General features: G+C 39.1%; 25 protein-coding genes. 7 read left to right on the top strand and 18 right to left on the bottom strand.

All coding sequences use genetic code 11. From position 1 onward, the window contains the following. Positions 1 to 94: 94 nt before the first annotated feature. From fabI to ACE1TH_RS03015, 5 genes are all read right to left on the bottom strand, one after another. Positions 95 to 874 carry an enoyl-ACP reductase FabI gene (gene fabI / locus ACE1TH_RS03035; RefSeq protein ID WP_375078354.1) on the bottom strand — a complete coding sequence of 260 codons (780 nt, stop codon included), beginning with the start codon at positions 872 to 874 and terminating at the stop codon, positions 95 to 97. Between the two features lie 89 nt (positions 875 to 963). Further along, positions 964 to 1866, bottom strand: coding sequence for an RluA family pseudouridine synthase (locus tag ACE1TH_RS03030; protein ID WP_375078353.1), 903 nt, complete (start codon positions 1864 to 1866; stop codon positions 964 to 966). Continuing rightward, entirely contained in the window at positions 1859 to 2659 is an 801-nt protein-coding gene (locus ACE1TH_RS03025) for an NAD kinase (RefSeq protein ID WP_099301298.1), read from the bottom strand. Before ACE1TH_RS03025 ends, ACE1TH_RS03030 begins: the two co-directional genes overlap by 8 nt. A 20-nt stretch (positions 2660 to 2679) precedes the next feature. Further along, on the bottom strand, positions 2680 to 3303 hold the full coding sequence (gene yjbM / locus ACE1TH_RS03020; RefSeq protein ID WP_099301299.1) for a GTP diphosphokinase: 624 nt from the start codon (positions 3301 to 3303) through the stop codon (positions 2680 to 2682). A 19-nt stretch (positions 3304 to 3322) separates the two neighbouring features. Then, positions 3323 to 3700 (bottom strand): UPF0738 family protein, encoded by a 378-nt coding sequence (locus ACE1TH_RS03015; protein WP_375078352.1) that lies wholly within the window; start codon positions 3698 to 3700, stop codon positions 3323 to 3325. A gap of 96 nt (positions 3701 to 3796) precedes the next feature. Here ACE1TH_RS03015 and ACE1TH_RS03010 point away from each other — a divergent pair, with 96 nt between their 5' ends. Next, the gene (locus tag ACE1TH_RS03010; protein WP_099301301.1) at positions 3797 to 4372 is read left to right on the top strand and encodes a CYTH domain-containing protein; all 576 of its coding nucleotides are present in this window, start codon (positions 3797 to 3799) and stop codon (positions 4370 to 4372) included. Positions 4373 to 4384: 12 nt separating this feature from the next. Here ACE1TH_RS03010 and ACE1TH_RS03005 read toward each other — a convergent pair whose 3' ends face one another. After that, positions 4385 to 5068, bottom strand: coding sequence for a lytic transglycosylase domain-containing protein (locus ACE1TH_RS03005; RefSeq protein WP_255223441.1), 684 nt, complete (start codon positions 5066 to 5068; stop codon positions 4385 to 4387). Positions 5069 to 5235: 167 nt separating this feature from the next. On the opposite strand from ACE1TH_RS03005, the gene ACE1TH_RS03000 reads away from it, so the two are divergent. The 3 genes from ACE1TH_RS03000 (at position 5236) to ACE1TH_RS02990 (ending at position 6884) form a co-directional block, all read left to right on the top strand. Next, positions 5236 to 5631 (top strand): globin domain-containing protein, encoded by a 396-nt coding sequence (locus tag ACE1TH_RS03000; protein WP_099301303.1) that lies wholly within the window; start codon positions 5236 to 5238, stop codon positions 5629 to 5631. Positions 5632 to 5648: 17 nt separating this feature from the next. Then, on the top strand, positions 5649 to 6542 hold the full coding sequence (locus ACE1TH_RS02995; RefSeq protein ID WP_099301304.1) for a ClpXP adapter SpxH family protein: 894 nt from the start codon (positions 5649 to 5651) through the stop codon (positions 6540 to 6542). Positions 6543 to 6698: 156 nt separating this feature from the next. Continuing rightward, positions 6699 to 6884 (top strand): hypothetical protein, encoded by a 186-nt coding sequence (locus ACE1TH_RS02990; RefSeq protein WP_141556758.1) that lies wholly within the window; start codon positions 6699 to 6701, stop codon positions 6882 to 6884. 2 nt (positions 6885 to 6886) lie between these two features. Here ACE1TH_RS02990 and pepF read toward each other — a convergent pair whose 3' ends face one another. From pepF to trhA, 9 genes are all read right to left on the bottom strand, one after another. Then, positions 6887 to 8692, bottom strand: a complete 1806-nt coding sequence (pepF, locus tag ACE1TH_RS02985) for an oligoendopeptidase F (RefSeq protein ID WP_375078351.1) — start codon at positions 8690 to 8692, stop codon at positions 6887 to 6889. A gap of 38 nt (positions 8693 to 8730) precedes the next feature. Beyond that, a complete protein-coding gene (locus ACE1TH_RS02980) occupies positions 8731 to 9885 on the bottom strand; it encodes a competence protein CoiA (RefSeq protein WP_255223443.1) in 1155 nt (384 codons plus the stop codon). Between the two features lie 96 nt (positions 9886 to 9981). Beyond that, positions 9982 to 10614: an adaptor protein MecA gene (gene mecA / locus ACE1TH_RS02975; RefSeq protein ID WP_375078350.1), complete on the bottom strand. Its 633-nt coding sequence runs from the start codon at positions 10612 to 10614 to the stop codon at positions 9982 to 9984. 191 nt (positions 10615 to 10805) lie between these two features. Beyond that, on the bottom strand, positions 10806 to 11201 hold the full coding sequence (gene spxA / locus ACE1TH_RS02970; protein WP_099301308.1) for a transcriptional regulator SpxA: 396 nt from the start codon (positions 11199 to 11201) through the stop codon (positions 10806 to 10808). Positions 11202 to 11519: 318 nt separating this feature from the next. Continuing rightward, positions 11520 to 11657, bottom strand: a complete 138-nt coding sequence (locus tag ACE1TH_RS02965; protein WP_176554270.1) for a hypothetical protein — start codon at positions 11655 to 11657, stop codon at positions 11520 to 11522. A 17-nt stretch (positions 11658 to 11674) separates the two neighbouring features. Then, complete coding sequence (locus tag ACE1TH_RS02960) at positions 11675 to 12241, bottom strand: GNAT family N-acetyltransferase (RefSeq protein WP_099301309.1); 567 nt, start codon at positions 12239 to 12241, stop codon at positions 11675 to 11677. Between the two features lie 148 nt (positions 12242 to 12389). After that, positions 12390 to 13622 (bottom strand): putative glycoside hydrolase, encoded by a 1233-nt coding sequence (locus ACE1TH_RS02955; protein ID WP_255223444.1) that lies wholly within the window; start codon positions 13620 to 13622, stop codon positions 12390 to 12392. Between the two features lie 24 nt (positions 13623 to 13646). Further along, the gene (locus tag ACE1TH_RS02950) at positions 13647 to 13871 is read right to left on the bottom strand and encodes a hypothetical protein (protein ID WP_099301310.1); all 225 of its coding nucleotides are present in this window, start codon (positions 13869 to 13871) and stop codon (positions 13647 to 13649) included. A gap of 195 nt (positions 13872 to 14066) precedes the next feature. After that, positions 14067 to 14717, bottom strand: a complete 651-nt coding sequence (gene trhA, locus ACE1TH_RS02945; protein ID WP_099301311.1) for a PAQR family membrane homeostasis protein TrhA — start codon at positions 14715 to 14717, stop codon at positions 14067 to 14069. Positions 14718 to 14798: 81 nt separating this feature from the next. Between trhA and ACE1TH_RS02940 the strand changes: the two genes are divergently transcribed. Next, complete coding sequence (locus ACE1TH_RS02940) at positions 14799 to 15323, top strand: HD domain-containing protein (RefSeq protein WP_099301312.1); 525 nt, start codon at positions 14799 to 14801, stop codon at positions 15321 to 15323. Here the strand turns inward: ACE1TH_RS02940 and ACE1TH_RS02935 are convergent. After that, a complete protein-coding gene (locus ACE1TH_RS02935; RefSeq protein WP_099301313.1) occupies positions 15320 to 15844 on the bottom strand; it encodes a TlpA family protein disulfide reductase in 525 nt (174 codons plus the stop codon). The genes ACE1TH_RS02940 and ACE1TH_RS02935 overlap by 4 nt on opposite strands. A 32-nt stretch (positions 15845 to 15876) precedes the next feature. Between ACE1TH_RS02935 and ACE1TH_RS02930 the strand changes: the two genes are divergently transcribed. Further along, the gene (locus ACE1TH_RS02930) at positions 15877 to 16056 is read left to right on the top strand and encodes a hypothetical protein (protein WP_099301314.1); all 180 of its coding nucleotides are present in this window, start codon (positions 15877 to 15879) and stop codon (positions 16054 to 16056) included. Positions 16057 to 16118: 62 nt separating this feature from the next. After that, positions 16119 to 17108: a tryptophan--tRNA ligase gene (gene trpS / locus ACE1TH_RS02925; protein WP_099301315.1), complete on the top strand. Its 990-nt coding sequence runs from the start codon at positions 16119 to 16121 to the stop codon at positions 17106 to 17108. Positions 17109 to 17127: 19 nt separating this feature from the next. Here trpS and ACE1TH_RS02920 read toward each other — a convergent pair whose 3' ends face one another. Beyond that, positions 17128 to 17604 (bottom strand): MarR family winged helix-turn-helix transcriptional regulator, encoded by a 477-nt coding sequence (locus tag ACE1TH_RS02920; protein WP_099301316.1) that lies wholly within the window; start codon positions 17602 to 17604, stop codon positions 17128 to 17130. A 287-nt stretch (positions 17605 to 17891) separates the two neighbouring features. After that, positions 17892 to 18638, bottom strand: coding sequence for a DUF3603 family protein (locus ACE1TH_RS02915; RefSeq protein WP_099301317.1), 747 nt, complete (start codon positions 18636 to 18638; stop codon positions 17892 to 17894). Positions 18639 to 18643 lie beyond the last annotated feature (5 nt).

Genomic DNA, 18643 nt, shown 5'->3' with positions numbered 1-18643 from the left:
CTATCCAACCATTCTATGAATGGCTTCACTTAAATATGAAGAGACAAAAATGTCACACCGAAAAAAAGAGCGCCCCTCCGGACGCCCTTTTTGTCTAAACTAAAGATAATGTGCTATAACCACCATCAACATGGATCATTTCGCCAGTGATGCCACGAGCCAAATCACTTACTAGGAATAAAGCTGTATCGCCAACTTCTTCTTGCGTGGTCGTTTTTCGTAACGGAGCTTTTTCTTCAATTTCTCTTAAGACTTCATTAAAACCGCCAATTCCTTTAGCTGCTAGCGTACGAATCGGACCAGCAGAAATGGCGTTGACACGAATACCTTCTTTTCCTAAATCATTCGCTAAATACTTCACACTTGCATCTAGTGCCGCTTTTGCAACGCCCATGACATTGTAGTTTTTCACTACTCGTTCGCCACCTAAGTACGTCATTGTAATCACACTTCCACCTTCTGTCATAAGTGGTCGGGCAGCTTTACAAACAGCCGTTAGCGAGTACGCACTAATATTTTGTGCCATTAAGTAACCTTCACGGGTTACATTCAAATATTCGCCTTCTAATTCTTCTTTATTAGCAAACGCTATACAGTGCGCAACACCGTGAATTACCCCTACTTGTTCTTTAATTTGCGCAAATGTCGCATCAATTTCTTCATCACTCGTTATGTCACAAGGCAACACGAGATGCTCTCCACTAAGAGACTCAGCAAGCGTACGAACGTTTTTTTCTAATCGCTCACCAGCGTATGTAAAAATAATTTTTGCCCCTGCTTCATCTAACGAACGGGCAATTGCCCATGCGATGCTTCGTTTATTCGCAACACCCATTACCACATACGTACGGCCTGTTAAGTCAATTGATTTCATCGGAATCATCCTCCATTTTTTATTATCAGGTACTAATAGTTTATCACATTTTTTATTGTGCAACTAGCTTACGGCTTAAGAATCCTCTATTAATCTTCTTTCATTGCGTTCGTATAGAAATCCCAACTGCTCGGAAGATCACTTTGAATGATCTTTTTTTCATTTGTGAGCGGTTGTGTGAAATGAATTTGGAAGCAGTGAAGCGCTTGATGTGTAAATACACGTTGGTCCCCGCCGTACAACCCATCACCTATGATGGGGTACCCACTCGTTTTAAGATGAACACGGATTTGATGAGTCCTTCCAGTTTCGAGTCTTAAATGGACGAGGCTCCATTCACCGTTCGTTGCGATGCGTTTGTAATGGGTAACAGCAGGCTTTCCATCGTCACGTACTTCTCGTTCAATGATACTCGTCTCTTTCCTTCCAATTGGAGCTGAAATCGTCCCTTCACTTGGCGGCACACCTGTTACCAATGCTGCGTAAGTTCGATTTAATGCTCCTTGTTTCTGTGCCTTTGAAAGCAAATCATGAGCATATCGATGTTTGGCAACAAGCAACAGACCGCTCGTTCCCCGGTCTAAACGGTTTACAGCATGGAACGTAGCGTGAATCCCGTTTTCGTGATAATAATGCATAATCGAATTTGCTAGTGTATGATCTGGATGGTCCTTTGAAGGGATCGTCGCAACATCTGCCGGTTTATGAACGACAAGCACATCGGCGTCTTCATAATAAATCGTAAATCTGCCTTTTTGCGGTTTTAAGGATGGACTCACTTCTTCAACAGGTAAACAGATCCGAACCTCGTCTCCTTCTTTCAGTTCCGACCTCACACTAACGGGACAATCGTTAACATAGAGCCCTCCCCCTTGAAACTTTATCGCGGAAAGAAGACGTTTTGAAAGATTTTTTCGTTCACGTAAAAAAGCGCGTAGTGAGAGAGTATGCTCACTTTTTTGTACGCGCCAAATAAATTGTGTTCTATTCACTAATAAACGACTCCTTCACTCGCTTCCAAAAAGGAAATGGTCGAAAGCGAGCAAACCGAACTTTTTCTTCTGCAACACGGCATTGAACAGTGTCGACATTTTCTTCATAAATAGGAACATTAAAATGATCGATCGTCACTTGAACAGAGACATCGTTTAAAAGCTTAAGTAAACATGTATGATGTTGTGGTAAGACGAGCGGTGAACCGAGCGTACGGTATACCCGATTGTTAATTGAAGCCATTTCAGACAGCTGGATCGACGCGAGCGATGGGTGTAAAATAGCTCCACCTAACGCTTTATTATAAGCTGTGCTGCCAGATGGCGTGGACATACATAAGCCATCCCCTCTAAATGTTTCAAACGCTTCTCCCTTTATTTCTACATTACAAACGAGAGATCCTTCTGAACTTTTGATCGTTGACTCATTTAATGCTAAATAACGTCGAGAAGCTCGTCCATCTCGATAACGAATAACAACTTCTAATAAAGGGTATTCAACAATTTGATATGGTGTTTTTATAATATGTGTCACTAAATGATCCGCTTCTTCAGGAACCCAATCCGCGTAAAAGCCTAAATGACCTGTATGTATACCAACAAAAGCCGTTTCTTCCAAACGGTGTGCGTATAAGTGAAACGCTTCGAGTAGTGTGCCATCTCCACCTACTGTAATGACAATGTCTGGCGCCTCATGGTCAAGAATCAAATCTGCTTTTAACAGCTTTTCTTTCATGGATTCGCACAATTCATTCGAGAGGTGATCCCCTCTCGAAGCAACTGTAAATTTCAAGCCATTCGCCCCCCCCTGTTTTACCCTCTATTTTGCCGCTGTTTAGCCGTAATAATACGTTGGGCTTCTTGCACTTCATCACGTATAATCGACATTTCTTCATCTAGCCAAAACGCTGCTTCCGATGCACGCTGCAGCCTCATATTAATATCATCGGGAATTTCACCACTGTACTTGTATCGCAATGAATGCTCAATAGTGGCCCAAAAGTTCATTGACATCGTTCGGATTTGGAGCTCCACAATAACATGCTCGCTTCCTTTTATCGTGTGCACTGGATACCGTAGCATCATATGGTATGAGCGATACCCACTTGGTTTTTTTTCTTTCACATAATCGCGTTCTGAAACAATCTCAAAATCTGTCCGTGATCGAATTAAATCTATGACTTTATCAATATCTTCTACAAATTGCGTGACGATGCGCACACCACCTATATCTTGCATATCATCCAAGCGGTCAAGCGGGATTTGCTTTCGTTCTGCCTTATTCAATATGCTCGATATTGGTTTGACACGACCTGTTACAAACTCAATCGGTGTGTGAAGCGATGTTTTTTGGTATTGTTCACGTATCCCTTTAAATTTCACTTTAAGCTCGTCTACTGCTTGTTTATATGGCGTTAAAAAAGAATCCCAATCCACTTTTATCACCTACTTTTCGCTATTCAAACATGGCTTTAACTGTTTGTTCGAACGCTTCTCCATAGTTTCCATTTCCTCGGATATTTTCTAGCAGAAAGGTCATTTCTTCATTAAATTCAGCTAATGTTAATCGGGTCATCTCATTTAACTTAAGAAAATAAGTCGTTCCTTTGTTAAAACCCTCTTTTAGCTGTGGCCAAACCTGCTCATCAAAACGAATTCCATAAAAACCTTCTTCGTCTTCTATGATATAAATAAAAGCAAACTGATCTGAATCCACAAGAATTCGTTCTCCATCTTTCATTTCTTTTCCAAGACGTTCATCTAGTTCTTGCTCTAAATATACGGTTGCAACTTCCTCTTCTACTTCAACAGCCTTTACGTGTAAATAATTCATCCAAAACCTCCAACTTGCCTCTTTTTCCGATTTTATTTTATCATAAAAAGGATCTAAAACACACACGATGAGAGAATAGATAATGAAGGAGCGAACATGATGACAACTGAAATGGAATACGAGGCAAAATCCCTTTTAACAAACGAAGAATATCAAACCTTACAACAATGGTTTGGTAAAAAGAAAGCTGTTACGCAAATGAATGACTACTACGATACAGAAGCGTTCATGTTAAAGCAGCAAACTGCCGCTTTACGCGTCCGTACGAAAGAACAAAAGGCTACGCTCACATTAAAGCAGCAAACGGAGGAAGGAATGGTGGAAACACATCAATCATTACATGCAGAAGAATTGGCACTATTAAACACAGGCACCCTTCCCGATGGTGCCGTAAAAACAGCGATTGAAGCTTTGCTAGGAAACGTTCCTTCTTTTCACCATTATGGACAGTTAACGACCCATCGCTCGACTTACCCTTATAAAGATGGAATCATCTGCCTTGATCATAGTGTGTACAACAATCGAGAAGACTTTGAAATTGAATATGAAGGAACGTCTATGACTCAAGCAACAACTGTTTTATTTGAACTTTTACAGGATCAACATATCGAGTATAAACCAGCTAAAAACAAAGTCGCTCGATTCTTTGCTACATCGCCTTACCTTTCGTAAAGCAACATTGTTTTACAGCTGCTTAAATGTCTGTAATACTCTTGGCACATACGCCTGCGTTTCTTTAAATGGAGGTATGCCGCCATATTTATCTACATTTCCCGGGCCAGCATTATACGCCGCAAGTGCTAAAGAGACATCTCCATTGTAACGGGTTAACATATCTTTAATATAGCGGACACCACCACGTATATTCTGCTCGGGATCAAAAATAGATGTAACACCAAGCCCCCGTGCCGTCCCAGGCATAAGCTGCATTAATCCACTCGCGCCTGCCGAACTAACCGCTTTCTCATTAAAGTTTGATTCATGCTTTATAATCGCTAACGTTAAGTTCGGATCCACTTGATGTTCTTTCGAGATCCGTTCAATGAGCGATAAATAAGGTTGAGCATTGGCATCACTGACCGTTTTAAGCGAAGAAGCCTGGTTTGAAGTTGGGTACACCGTTTCTACACTCGCTTGATTCGCTCCATTTGCTTGACTTGCTTGATTTGTTCCATTTGGCTGTAGCATTTGTTGGCTATTTAAAAACGGCATTAGAAACGGCATAGGCAGTCCCGATGTTTGAGTCGAAAGCGTTTGCTGCATCGCTTTAAATAAAAAGGAGTTAAAGTCATGTTGTTTTGTTTGGCTTGGTTGATTTACAGAAGACTGTGCGTGTGTAGTTACTCCTGGCCAGAATTGAATCGTCATTTCCAACACCTTCTCCCGATATCATTTTCTTTTATTGTACAAGGATCGCTAATTTTAGACAATATAGATTACCCTATTTCTCTATTATAAAACACATGATTTGCCCAACTTCTTAATCGTTGCTACAATAGATATATGGTATTGAATTAAAAGGAGCGAAGGTAAAGGTGTCTGACGAAGAAAATCAGCGTCCATACGTTTTAATTGGTGGCGAAGAAAAACTCGACCAACTCGTTGAAGCGTTTTACGACTACGTTAAGCAGCATAGCGATCTACAACATTTATTTCCTGATGATTTAACAGAAACCAAAGACAAGCAAAAAAAATTCTTAACGCAGTTCTTTGGTGGTCCTCAACGATACACTGAGGAGTTCGGTCACCCTAGGCTTCGAGCGCGACATATGCCTTTTGTCATTACCCCTATCCAAGCGGAGGCTTGGTTGTCCTGTATGGAACAGGCGATGGACGACGTGCATTTATCAGGTGACATTCGTGATTTTATGATGCAGCGCCTTACACTTACCGCCCATCATATGGTGAATCACGCATCAACACCAAGATAAAAGAAAGGAGTTGTACCATGAACCTTAAACGTCATTCCTTTGAAGAATGTAATCAAGAACTGGGTATTTGTGGCATCTCCGACTCACGCGAACGATTGCCATTAAAAAAACCGATTGAAATTTATCTTTTTATCGACCCACTTTGTCAAGAGTGTTGGTCCATGGAACCAATTATAAAAAAGCTACAAATCGAGTATGGTCATTATTTTAAAGTCCGCATCTTACTAGCCGGTAAACTTTCACATTGGAATGCTTTTGACCGCTCTCTTAAAAAGAGAAGCCAACGAGAGCAAACACTCGATCCAACCATGTGCTGTGCTGGAAACGTTGAACTAAATAAAATGGACCTTCACCCATATAATGCGTTTATGGCAGTAAAAGCTGCTGAACTACAAGGTCCACGTGCAGGACATCGCTTTCTAAGAAAGCTACGTGAAGCGTTATTTCTAAGAAAATGCAACGTAACCGACGAGGCGATTTTGAAAGAATGTTCTCGAGAAGCTGGACTTGATGAAGATGTCTTTTTAGCGGATCTTCATTCAGCTACGGCAACAAAGGCGCTTCAATGTGATATTCAAACAACGTCTGAAATGGATGTTGAATCCGTTCCAAGCCTTGTTTTCTTTAACGGCAATTCTGAGGAAGCGGGCATAAAAGTCTCTGGCAGTTACCCTTATCACATTTATGAACAATTGCTAGAAGACATGTTGGGGCATAAACCAGAACGAGCGTCTCACCCTCAGCTAGAAGTATTTTTGCGCCATTACGGCTTTCTAGCGACATCAGAAATTGCGACTGTGCTTGATAAAAGCCCTGAGGAAGTAGAACGTTCGTTAAAAACTTTGATGTTGCAACAAAAAGTAGAAGCTGTCCCATTTAAATATGGTACGTTTTGGAAATGGATCGCATAAGAAAAGCGACGCCCCCAGTTAAGGAGGCGTCGCTCTTTATTTTTTCAAAAGGAATGTGACATGCAAAATCTATCTTAACGTATAATGAAAGAAGAAAGCAAGTAGAACCTTCAACGTCATGTGACAGTTCTTTTACATATAAGGGGTGTATCACCATTGAAAAAGAGTGTTTTTCTTATACGTTTTGCCATTTTGCTTATCGCATTCGGTCTATATTTGCTCAGTTTACTGCATCTATTCCCGATTTGGCTTGCCGCGCCATTATTGTTTTTTGCTAGCTATTATTTCTTTAAACCCACTCAAAAAAAACATCGTTTTAAAGGCTACCGATCACGTGGTTAACCTCATTGCTCAAGCAACTGCTCTAGTTCATGAAGCGTTTCTTCAAACCGCTTCATGGTTGCTTGCACAGGTTCCGCAGACGTCATATTTACCCCTGCTTTATTTAATACGTTAATTGGAAATTCGGTTATACCTGACTTTAAAAATGAAACAAAGCGCTCAGCAGCAGGCTCTCCTTCCGTTAAAATTTGTTCCGATAACGCAACAGCCGCGCTAAAACCAGTCGCATATTGATACACATAATAATTCATGAAGAAATGCGGGATTCTTGCCCATTCATAAGCAATTAAGTCATCTGTGACAACATCTGGCCCATAGTATTTTTCGTTAAGAGCCTTATAAGCTGCTGCTAATGAATCTTTTGTCACACCTGCTCCTTCTTCATGTTTCATGTGCAAAATGTGTTCAAATTCAGCAAACATGGTTTGCCTAAACACTGTCGTTCGAATACTTTCAAGCAATTGGTTAAGCAAGTAAATCTTCTTCTGTTTCTCTTGCTCTTTTTGCATTAAATAACGATGAAGCAATAATTCATTTAACGTTGATGCGACTTCAGCTAGAAAAATCGTATAGTGACCGTAGACTGGAGGTTGCGTGTTCCTTGTATAATAACTATGAACACTGTGCCCGAATTCGTGCGCTAAGGTGGATAAGCTACTATGGGTATCTTGCCAGTTCATTAAAATAAACGGCTTTGTTGCATAGCTCCCTCCAGAATACGCACCGCTATCTTTCCCTTTATTTTCATAAACATCCACCCAACGCTCGTTTAAGCCTTTTCTTACAATCGATACATACTCTTCTCCGAGTGGCGCAAGCGAAGCAAGCATCGTCTCTTTTGCTTCCTCGTATGTAAACGTTAATTCAGCATCTTTCACGATCGGTGTATAAACATCATACATGTGGAGTTTTTCAAGGTGGAGTTGTTTTTTCCGCAACTTCATATATTGATGAAGCAAAGGAAGATGATCATTTACAGTGTCTACAAGTTGATCATACACTCGTTCTGGAATAAAGGTTTCGTTCAAAGCGGCTTCCCTTGCATTGCGATAACCTCTCATCTTCGCTTCAAAGTGCTTCGCTTTTACTTCTCCATTTAATAGAGAGCCAATTGTATGGCTAAATTGTTCATACGTTTGATAATAGGATTCATACGTTTGCTTACGAATAGACTGATTAGGGTGTGCCATCAATGTTAAAAAACGTCCTGACGTCACAGCAATCTCTTCGCCCTTTTCACCTTTAATAGACGGATACGTTAGATCTGCATTTGTTAATAAGGAATACGTATGACTTGAAGCGTGAAAAGGCTCTTTGAGACGAGAAAGCAAAGCTTCTTCATGTTCTGATAAAATATGTTCCTTACGATGTTCAATAAACGAAAAATACGCGTCATATTTACCCAGTGGTTCATGTTGCTCTACATACGTTTTTAGTGTTTTCGAATCAAGTCCCACAATTTCCGGTTCAAGAAAAGCGGTCTTCTCTTGAAAGGAAATATACAGCTGCATCGCTTTTTCACTACGTTCCTGCATAGTAGCATTTGTTTTATCTACATCACTATCGTGACGGGCATAAGCGAGAATCTTAGATGCCTTCACTTCCAGTTCATAGTAATTCTCAAGCGCTTGATACAAGTTCGATGCTGATTCAGTTACCTTCCCTTTAAATGATTGATACGTATTTAATTCAACTTGTACTTCAGTACAGGCTTGATTCCATTCCTCAACCGTTGAAAAAATCGATTCTAAATCCCAAGTGGATGCTTCAGGAATTTCAGCGCGCTTTAAAATTTTGCCGTTTGACATGATTTAGCCTCCTCGTTATTGTTTTCCTATTATAACAACTATTTAAAATTACCGCATGTTTCTGTCCACTTTTTCATTAACGCTATATTTTTTTCACTGATGTCCATCGCGTTTGAAACCCGTTCTAAAACGCCATCGCTATGTCGTTTTAAATATCCAAACGAAACCAGTAAATCTATATATTGCGATACAATAAGCACCTGTACTGTTTCACGTGTACATCGAGTCCTGACGCGCCATTGATATCGGTCGTAAATGGATTGAAATTGCTTTAAGATGGTCGATCGTGAAACTTTATGATGGAGTGGAAGTGTCTCAAGACCTTCAAAAATAAAAAAGGTTTGCCATTCATATGGAGAAGGAAGGAAATAGAGTTGTGCTGGAAGAGACCAGCCAACAATTGGAGGTGTTTGTTCACGCTGCATTTGTAGATAATACGTTAACAAATGTGGAAATTGGAGAAGTGTTCGTGTTGAAGCTTTTTTTCGAAACGCATCATATACACGCGCAATAGCTGTTATTTGGCTAGATGCAGGTAAGAAGAAGTTTGCAGGTGTAAGTTGGTCCATTTTTATAAATTGGCAATTTGCTAAGATAAGGTTTTTGTGTAGGCTGATTAAATTTGTAAGAAGGCAGAAGGTTTGGATGTCGGGGTCAAAATAGTAAAGGAATCGCTGTTGATTGTTCGTAAAAATCGCATAATATTCATATTCCTGAAGCCGAAACATACTCGCTCCGAGACGTTTTAATCGATTTGAACCTAAAACCCAAATTGGTTTTAATCGTTGCGCGTGGTAATCGTCGTTCCGCTTTACGATTTGCTCTACACTGATGACAGAACATTGGTATTCAATAACGAATTGATTGGCTTCTATCAAAATATCTGGACGTTGTTTTGTTTGGGGTAAATACGATTCGAGTTTTGTTCGCGGAAAACTTTTTTCAAAAAAGGTGTAAAGCATCTTCTTTCCTCGTTCATGTAACAATGTTTCTTTACCTGCTTTTCCCGTACACGATGTCGACACGCGATGAGCAAAATGCCAGCTCCGTTTACTCCCTAATTTTATGACAACCTCGCGATCGCAGACAGGACAGAAAAACAACTCTCTTTCTCTTTTTGATACCCAATACTGTTTCGAATAGGCTCTGCTAATGTAAATCGGCTCGTTCGCTCGATTTCGTGCAGTATACACATAATCCCTCCTCGCAGCTCTTTCTTTCATACATTCTTGTATTTATCACCAAACTCCTGCAAAAAAACAAAAAAAGAACGCCCGCAGACGTTCTTATTAAAACGCTGTCTTCATTACATCTAGTGCATTGTCAACAGCAATTTCTTTTCCGTATTCTTTTAAACGATAAATCGTCAATTCTGACTCATACCCATATTCGAGCATTCGACTTAACAAATTATCTTGTTCATCCTCAGTATAATGATCATTGCTGAAATGGATGTGCAAGAAGTAACGCCCTTCATAGTGGTATAAACTATTTGGCACATGATCAGGCTGAACAGAATGACTCAATGAAATGACATCTTCTAGTTCTCTAAAGCCAATAATAATTTCAAGCTGATCATACTGAGAATCCACTTGTTTATTTATCTCATCAAGATGATCGACGTCTTTGTCTTCCAAGTCGTCTTCTTTAACTGGAATTTCAAGCTTCATATTCCCATCAGAAATTTGGCCACGTGTCACGAGAATTTCTAAGCCTTTGTCGTGTGCATGAACTTGAATCCACAATGGACCGTCAAGTTCAAAATCATCACGATCGCTTGCTTCATTCATCATGTCATAAAAGAGTTCTTCTCCTCGTTCACGATTATACCAGATCTCATCACGTTCGAAACCACGTTCCTCAATATCTTTATACGTAATAAAAAATCGGATTGTTGACTCGTTTACGCGTTCAATCTCCATTCTCGCTCCCCCTCCTAACGGATAATGGTTGTTCAACTCAAGAAGTGAGCAGATCCTCTATCTCTATTGTATGATAGATACGAAAAAAATGAAATGAATCTGCATCTTTTCGGCGAGATTATTGATTTATAATTTTCTCTTATTTATTTTTAAAAGTCAAGAAAAAACCTTCTGCATTGAACAGAAGGTCATTAATTTACAAGACGTTGTGCTTCTTGAAGTTGGAATGTACGAACCTTCCGCGGTAAAAAGCGACGAATCTCCGCATCGTTATAACCAACCTGAAGACGCTTTTCGTCGAATATAATCGGTCTACGTAACAAACCAGGATTATCACTGATTATTGTAAACAATTTTTGTAATGGAAGAGATTCTAATTCAACATCCAGCTCTTGAAAAACTTTTGAGCGCGTTGAAATAATTTCATCTGTCCCATCTTCTGTCATACGTACAACATGCTTAACTTCTTCTACAGAGAGTGGTGCTGCAAAAATATTCCGTTCTTCAAAAGGAATATTGTGCTCTTCTAACCATGCTTTTGCTTTTCTACAAGATGTACAACTAGGGGATGTTAGTAGTGTGACCATCTTATTGAATCTCTCCTTTACGTAAATAATCAAATTAGATTTACATTCTATGTGCATTCGTTCACTTAATCACAATTCTTATTATACAAGTTTGTCTAATAGTTGTATAGGGTTGAACGGTAAAACTTATACAAAGATTAAACAAAAATATGTGAAAGACTACAACTATAGGTATAAGTACCCTGAAGGATTCTTTTTTAAACCTAATAACGAAAAAACTTATTTACGTATCTCTATGTGCGACAATTTCACATGGACAACATAAAAAAACTCTTCCTATAAAGCGCCACGTAAAGCGCTTATAGAAAGAGTTTTTTATTATGCACTGCATTTTTTTGATTGCGGATAAGGGTTATCGTTTAACCGACGTTTTCGAAATCGGCCGAAACGTTTTTTTAATAAATCTTCCCAAATACGTCGTTTCTTTTTATTTTTTTGCTTTTTCTTTTTATGCACCACAAACACCACCTTTTTTAAGGTTTAACTGGTTTGCTTTGTTCATCATACGTCAACACTTTATTTACTGGTTCATACGATTCTCCGTACAAATGTTCATCCTTGTACGTGTGAATCGTTTCATACGTATGTTTCATTTGCTCATATATCGTATTTTCATCATCGTTCTCTGGTGACCAAAAAAGAATTTCTAGTTCATTTACTTCATTTGTCGCTAGAGAACGCCGACGATAGCCAATCGATTTTGCGTGAGTAAACCCTTCTCGCTCATAAAACCGCTGTCTTTTTTCTGTATCGGTATCTTCATAATCAACTGGTTCTACCTCAAGTATAATTGGCTTTTGCTTTTTTTTCAATTGGTCCAATAATTTTTTCCCTAGTCCTTCACCTCGAGCATGACTGGACACAAATAAATAATCAACAAAAACAAACTCATCGGTTTCGACATACATTAGGACATGTTTGTCACTTTCATCTTTGTGGTACACATCTCCTTTTTCCTTTAACAGCAATTTCATATGTTCCTCAGACTTCATTTCTTCAATTGGAAAATATTCCGCTAGCTTATCATACCATGTTTTCATATTCATTCCTCCTCGTCTTATCACTTATTATACCGTTATTCCGCTAAAAGAAAACCTGTTTCCGCTAGTGTACCCAAACAGACGCAAATCATTTCATGCAAAAAACCGGTCATTTGGCTTTGCAACCAATCGACCGGTTTTACGTAATTTATGGGTTAACGTAGTCAACACCTTCAGTATACGTGTTGCTTGCGTTCCATAATAGAAACTCATGAATATCATTGTCATAGAGCGCTTGAATTTGCGCTTCAATTTCATTTACACCATAATTTGTATAGTTCCCTGCACCTAAGTAACTAGCAGTGAAGTCTTGTAACCATGGTCTTTGCGTAGGTTTCTCATCGCCTAACTCATCAAGAACATCGTTTTCTAACTGTGAATACTCATCCATTACTTCATAAGGATATAGATCTGGTTTATCAATATTTCCAATTGAAAATGGTCCCCAGTGACTCGGATAAGGCATAGACGAAATAACATCTACATTTTCAGAAATTTTCACGAAATCTTGTCCAACGTTTTCTTCAAATCCACGTGCTGCAGCTCCAAAAATATCAACAGATACCTCAACATCAAATGGTTGTAATTCTTCACGCGCATATCCAACGAAATCAGCTACAGCGTCAATTCTGCTATCTACTGTATCCCCTTCCCCATCATCGTAATTACCTAAACCGTAAGTTAAACTATCAGAGCGATTTAAGAATCCTTCTGGGAAACGAACGTAGTCAAATTGCACGTCTCTAAAGCCCATTTTCGCTGCTTCTTTCGCAACTTCAACATTGTAATCCCATACTTCTTCTAAGAATGGATTCACAAATGCATCACCGTTACGGTTTTTCCATAATTCGCCGTTACTTTCTCTAAACGACAATTCTGGCTTTAAGTCTGCAAGAACAGAATCCTTAAAAACAACGATACGAGCAATAGGGTAAATTTCATTTTCTTCAAGCACTGACATCATTTCCGCCGGATCATCGATATAATTTTTAGCAATATCATAAAAAGGGGAGTCTTCATCAGGCATATACGTAATATTTCCGGTATCATCTTTAATATCAATAACCATTGAATTAATATCTGTTTCATTAACAAAATCAACTAATGTATTTAATCGTGAACCACCTGCTGAATGAGCGGTTAGGAAAATTCCTCTTACCCCATCTTCTGGATAGTCAAAATGGTAGCCAGATTGGTACACAAAACGTGCAGAAGAAGAAGGGATTTCAAATCCATTATTTTCGTTTGCAACTTTTTGCGAATGCATGAGGGCAACACCTGAGTCAGCCTTTGCTTCTGTAGTCGTCGCTGCTAAAAGCAGAGCAGAACCTAGTGCTCCAGCACCGATGGTAAAGAATGTTCGTTTCATAAATGTGTTCATACTTACACTCCCCGTTTTTTATCGTTAATCTTCGTCCCGAGCGTCCCAGTCCTCTTCTAGCTCTAACTCTTTCAGAAGCTGTCTTCGCTTATGCTCAAGCTGATCTTTTTGCATAGCAAATTGTTCTTTGTTGAAAAGCCATTGTTTACCGTCATAGACACCCTTAACATTTCCTAAAAGAAGCTGTTCTTTTATGTACGATTCCGTAAGTCCTAGATAGGTGGACAATTGATCTAACGTAATATACAAATAACGAGCCTCCTCGACATAAAGTATAACGTTCTTACTTCATTATTGCTATCAAAATGCTAGAAAAACTTCTAATTTTTTTCAAGAAGCTTCCTTTTTTCCCAAATTGCATCTAAAGAAAGAATCAAACTTTGAGTGAACACACAAAAAAAAGCATGTTCACGACAAGTGTGAGCACGCTTCGTGTTCGTACATTTAAACACCGACAGGCAAGACGTGGTGCAAAATAAGGAAAAAATGAAAGACGGAGCCCGCGATAACAAATAAATGCCAAACTGCGTGATGGTACCGAAAGCCTCTCCACATATAAAAAATGGTGCCGATTGAATAAAACAACCCACCAATGACTAGATACCATAAACCAGTTGTAGATAGCGCATTAAAAATTGGGACGATGGCGATCATTGCTAGCCACCCCATCGCTAAATAAATGAGCGTAGAGATAAATAAAAATTTCTTTACGAAGAAAATTTTAAAAATCGTTCCACCAATTGCAAGACCCCAGACAATACCAAACATCGTCCACCCTAATGCACCTTCTATTAAGATAAGCGCGATGGGTGTGTACGTTCCGGCAATGAATACATAAATCGCTGCATGATCCAAAATTTCAAATACGTCCTTTGCTTTACCTGGTGGAAAACTGTGAACCATTGTAGAGGAAACATAAAGAAGTAGCATGCTTACTCCATAAATCGTGAAGGTCACGACATGCCAAGCTGTACCATACAAACTCGAATACACAATAAGTAACGTTAAAGCTGCTATACTAAGCAGTGTTCCAATTCCGTGTGTAACCGCGTTTGCAACTTCTTCTCGTTTCGTGAAAATATGCGTTTCCGCCAATTAAACCTCTCCTTTACAAACGCTTTAAACCATTATAGCATAGGTAATTAAAACTGCATATTGCTTAAAAGGAGTGAAAATATGAGAGATGTTACATTAACACAAGTGTTTGATCATCATATTACACAAAAATACATTAACCGTTCCGGGATGGCGCACGCCATTCGTGTTGCTTACCATGGCTATGCGCTAGCGATTGACCATAAAGTAGACGTTGACTTAGCTACAAAAGCCGCCTTTTTGCACGACATTGGTCACTATATGTGGTACAAAAATGGAAAATGGGATTATAGTTTATACAAAGCATTCGACATTCATCCTATAAAAGGCGCAGAGCGAGCGCACAAATTACTCATTCGACTTGGGGAACATCCTAGAAAAGCAAAAGAGATTGCTGTCGCGATTTTACTTCATACAGATTCTTACCTGCCCTCTCACGACCTTGCTTTAACACCGCTACAAAATATTGTCGCAAAAGCAGACACTTTAGATGAGGAACCTGGTGGCGATCATCATTATCGGACGATTGATATGGATCGTGCGCGTCAGCTGCTTATAGAGTTAGATGTTCAAGTCGATGCTGTCATAAAAAAACAGCTAGGTTAAGGCTCGCTTATAAGTTGAAAGTCATCTTTTGTTATTGGGCCATTGATTCGTTGAGTAACGATTCCATCTTGATCAACCACAATCGTTGTTGGAACACCAAAAATTTGAAACTGCTTTTGTAAGGTTCCATTAAGATCAAGGATTGGGTCAAACTGAGCTTCGTACTGTTGTAAAAAAGGCGCGATGTCGTTTTTACTCCGTTCGGAACTTGTTAAATTAACGGGAATAAATTGGCTTCCTTCTTGTTGTTGCAGAACATTGCTAAGCGCAGCGATAGCCGGCATCTCTTCTTGACATGGATAGCACCACGTTGCAAAGAAATGAATGACCGTTTTATGATGCGTCCCCTTTTCATAAGCGATAGGATCGCCGTTTAACGTGGAGCCTGAAAACGAAGGTAAGGTTTGTTCCATATATGGACCTTCAACGCTTACTTCGTTTGGAACAGCAAGAACTTCCGTTGTTGCCAGTACTAGTATACAAATAATTAAACATTGGCTTAGCCATTTAGAGAACGTCATGATATCCCTCTTTCGAAGTTAGGAGTACGATTATGAAAGGATTAGAACTTTTACAGTTTATTGCCGTTCTTGCTTTTTTACTATTTGTCATCTTGTTTCAAGATATACCTTATTCCTTCTTATGGTTTTCCCTTTTACTCGCACTAAATATTGGCGTATTTATCGTGCGGAAGAAAAAATCAAAACAAAAAGAATCATCTCTTGAGGAGTAAGTTGCATTTATATGAATTCTGAATTAGGATAATTTAGGAGTAGATGAACAGGAGTGAACGTTATGCAAACGGTATTTTCCGGAATTCAGCCGAGCGGTGTGTTAACGCTTGGAAATTATTTAGGTGCACTGAAACATTTTTCAGCAATGCAGTATGACTATGATAGTTATTTTTGCATTGTTGACCAACATGCCATTACGGTACCCCAAGATCGATTAAAATTACGTCAACAAATTCGCAGTCTCGCAGCACTGTATCTCGCATCAGGCATTGATCCGAATAAATCAACATTATTTATTCAATCAGAAGTGCCCGCCCACGCTCAATTAGGTTGGATGATGCAGTGCCTTTCCTATATCGGTGAATTGGAACGTATGACACAGTTTAAAGACAAATCTGCTGGCAAAGATGGCGTATCTTCAGCTTTACTTACATACCCACCTTTAATGGCTGCAGACATTTTATTGTATCAAACCGATATTGTGCCTGTTGGAGAGGACCAGAAACAGCATTTAGAATTAGCACGTAACCTTGCTGAGCGCTTTAACAATAAATATTTGGATGTTTTCAAAGTGCCAGAAGTACAAATTCCTAAAGTCGGCGCTCGCATTATGTCTCTTAATGATCCAAGTAAAAAAATGAGTAAGTCAAACCCACAGCCAAAGAGCTATATTTCTCTATTGGACGATCCGAAAACGATTGAGAAAAAAATGAAGAGTGCGGTTACAGATTCTGATGGGACGATTCGCTTTGATCCCGAAAATAAACCGGCTGTTTCCAATTTGCTGTCCATCTTTTCTCTTTGCACGGATGAAAGCATCGAAACACTTGAAAACCGTTATCAACAATCCGGCTATGGCCCGTTTAAATCTGACCTTGCGGAAGCTGTTATTCAAACCCTTGAACCCGTTCAACAACGTTATTATGAGTTGGTTGATTCAAGCGAACTTGACGATATTTTAGATGCTGGTGCTGAAAAAGCGGCGCAAATAGCAAATAAAACGTTGAAAAAAGCGGAAAATGCGATGGGACTTGGTCGTAAAAGAAAATAGCATTAAAAAGAACACGCCTTTAGCGTGTTCTTTTGCGCTTATTTTCAGCGATCTTTACGGAACTATAATGGCGAAGTCGATCTCGAATTTTATTCATTAATTGGTAAAATTGAGCAATCTCTTGCGTTTCAAAATCCGAAAATAACGTTGTAAAATAGGCATGAACTTCATCTTGATAGGCTTTCATTTTTGCTTCCCCTTCTTCTGTAAAGGAAACATATTTGAGTCGACTATCCTGCTCGCTCTCTTTAAACTGAATTAATTGCTTTTGCTGAAGCTTTTTTAATCGATTTGATACTGCACTTTTATGGGTTCTTTGAAAAGCCGCAATCTCTTTTGACGTTAATGGCCCCGATAAATCAATAATAATTAGTACAGCTAGCTGCTCAGGTGAGAGCTCACGAAATTCGTGAGTTAGTTCTTCTTCAATAATTTGATGGCCATAAAAAAATACATCTTTAAAAACATCCATGGCTTCTATAAGCGAACTTTTCAAGTCACCACATCCTTTGAGTTACACCGTTCAGATTATGTATGAGTGCTCGTGATGAAAAAAAGGCTTCCTTAGATGGAACCCTTTTATTTCACTTAATAGCCGTTTTGTTTTTTCAATACTTTCCCAACGAAAAAAGATAGACCGAGTGTTCCTACTAATAAAATGACCGTAAAGATTTGCATAATCAAGTAAGCTAAATCATTTGTATCCATCCGACTTTCCCTCCTTTTTACTTATTATTATAAGAGAAAGCCGAATTGATGTAAATAAAACGCTTTAACAAACCCTTACTTTACACGTTCTGGGTGTTCAAGTTCCCACAACTTCTCAAAGAACGTATGCCCTTTTACCATCGCTTTACATAACTGGTAATGCTCTTGAGACCATCCTGCTTCCACACCAGCTATTAAATAGGCCCATACATCTTCTCGTGATTTATTTTTCAATTGTTCATATGCATTTGGATCCCATTCCGTACACCAGTAAATTAACTCTGCATCGGAAGCCGTTGTATAAAGCTGATCAAGCACGGTAAACAATAATTGCTTCAAACTTCGTTCACGGCGGGTAAGTCCTTGTAACTCATTAGGACTTAGTGAAAGCATGTGATAATCCTTTTCAGGTAACGGCTCTAAAATTTCATAATATTCAACTTCTTGATCGTTGAGCGCTTCATAAACCAATTGTTCTTGTCTTGGTGTTAGTCGACTTTTTCGAATAGGCGTCTTGTAGCCCATTGTGTCAACCGCTATAATTCTCGTGCCATCAGATACAATAAAGCAATAATCCAATTGAATTCGCGACATATTTTTTCGTAAATAACTTTTTTGGTGAACGGAATCTAACAAATCTTGAGGTAGATCAAGCAATTGATTTTCAATATAAGAAAAAAGATCCACACTGCTTCGTATTAATTTCACTTGGTCCAGAACCTCAACACGATCTTCACTTCTCCATTCATGAAACTCACAGACGTTATAGCCATTTTCTTCGCCTTCAAACCAATTTACCCATACATCTCGCATCATTACCATACTCT

Origin of the sequence: Shouchella sp. JSM 1781072 (assembly GCF_041949915.1) — a bacterium.
GTDB lineage: Bacteria > Bacillota > Bacilli > Bacillales > Bacillaceae_D > Shouchella.
This window is presented reverse-complemented; position numbering and strand designations above follow the sequence as displayed.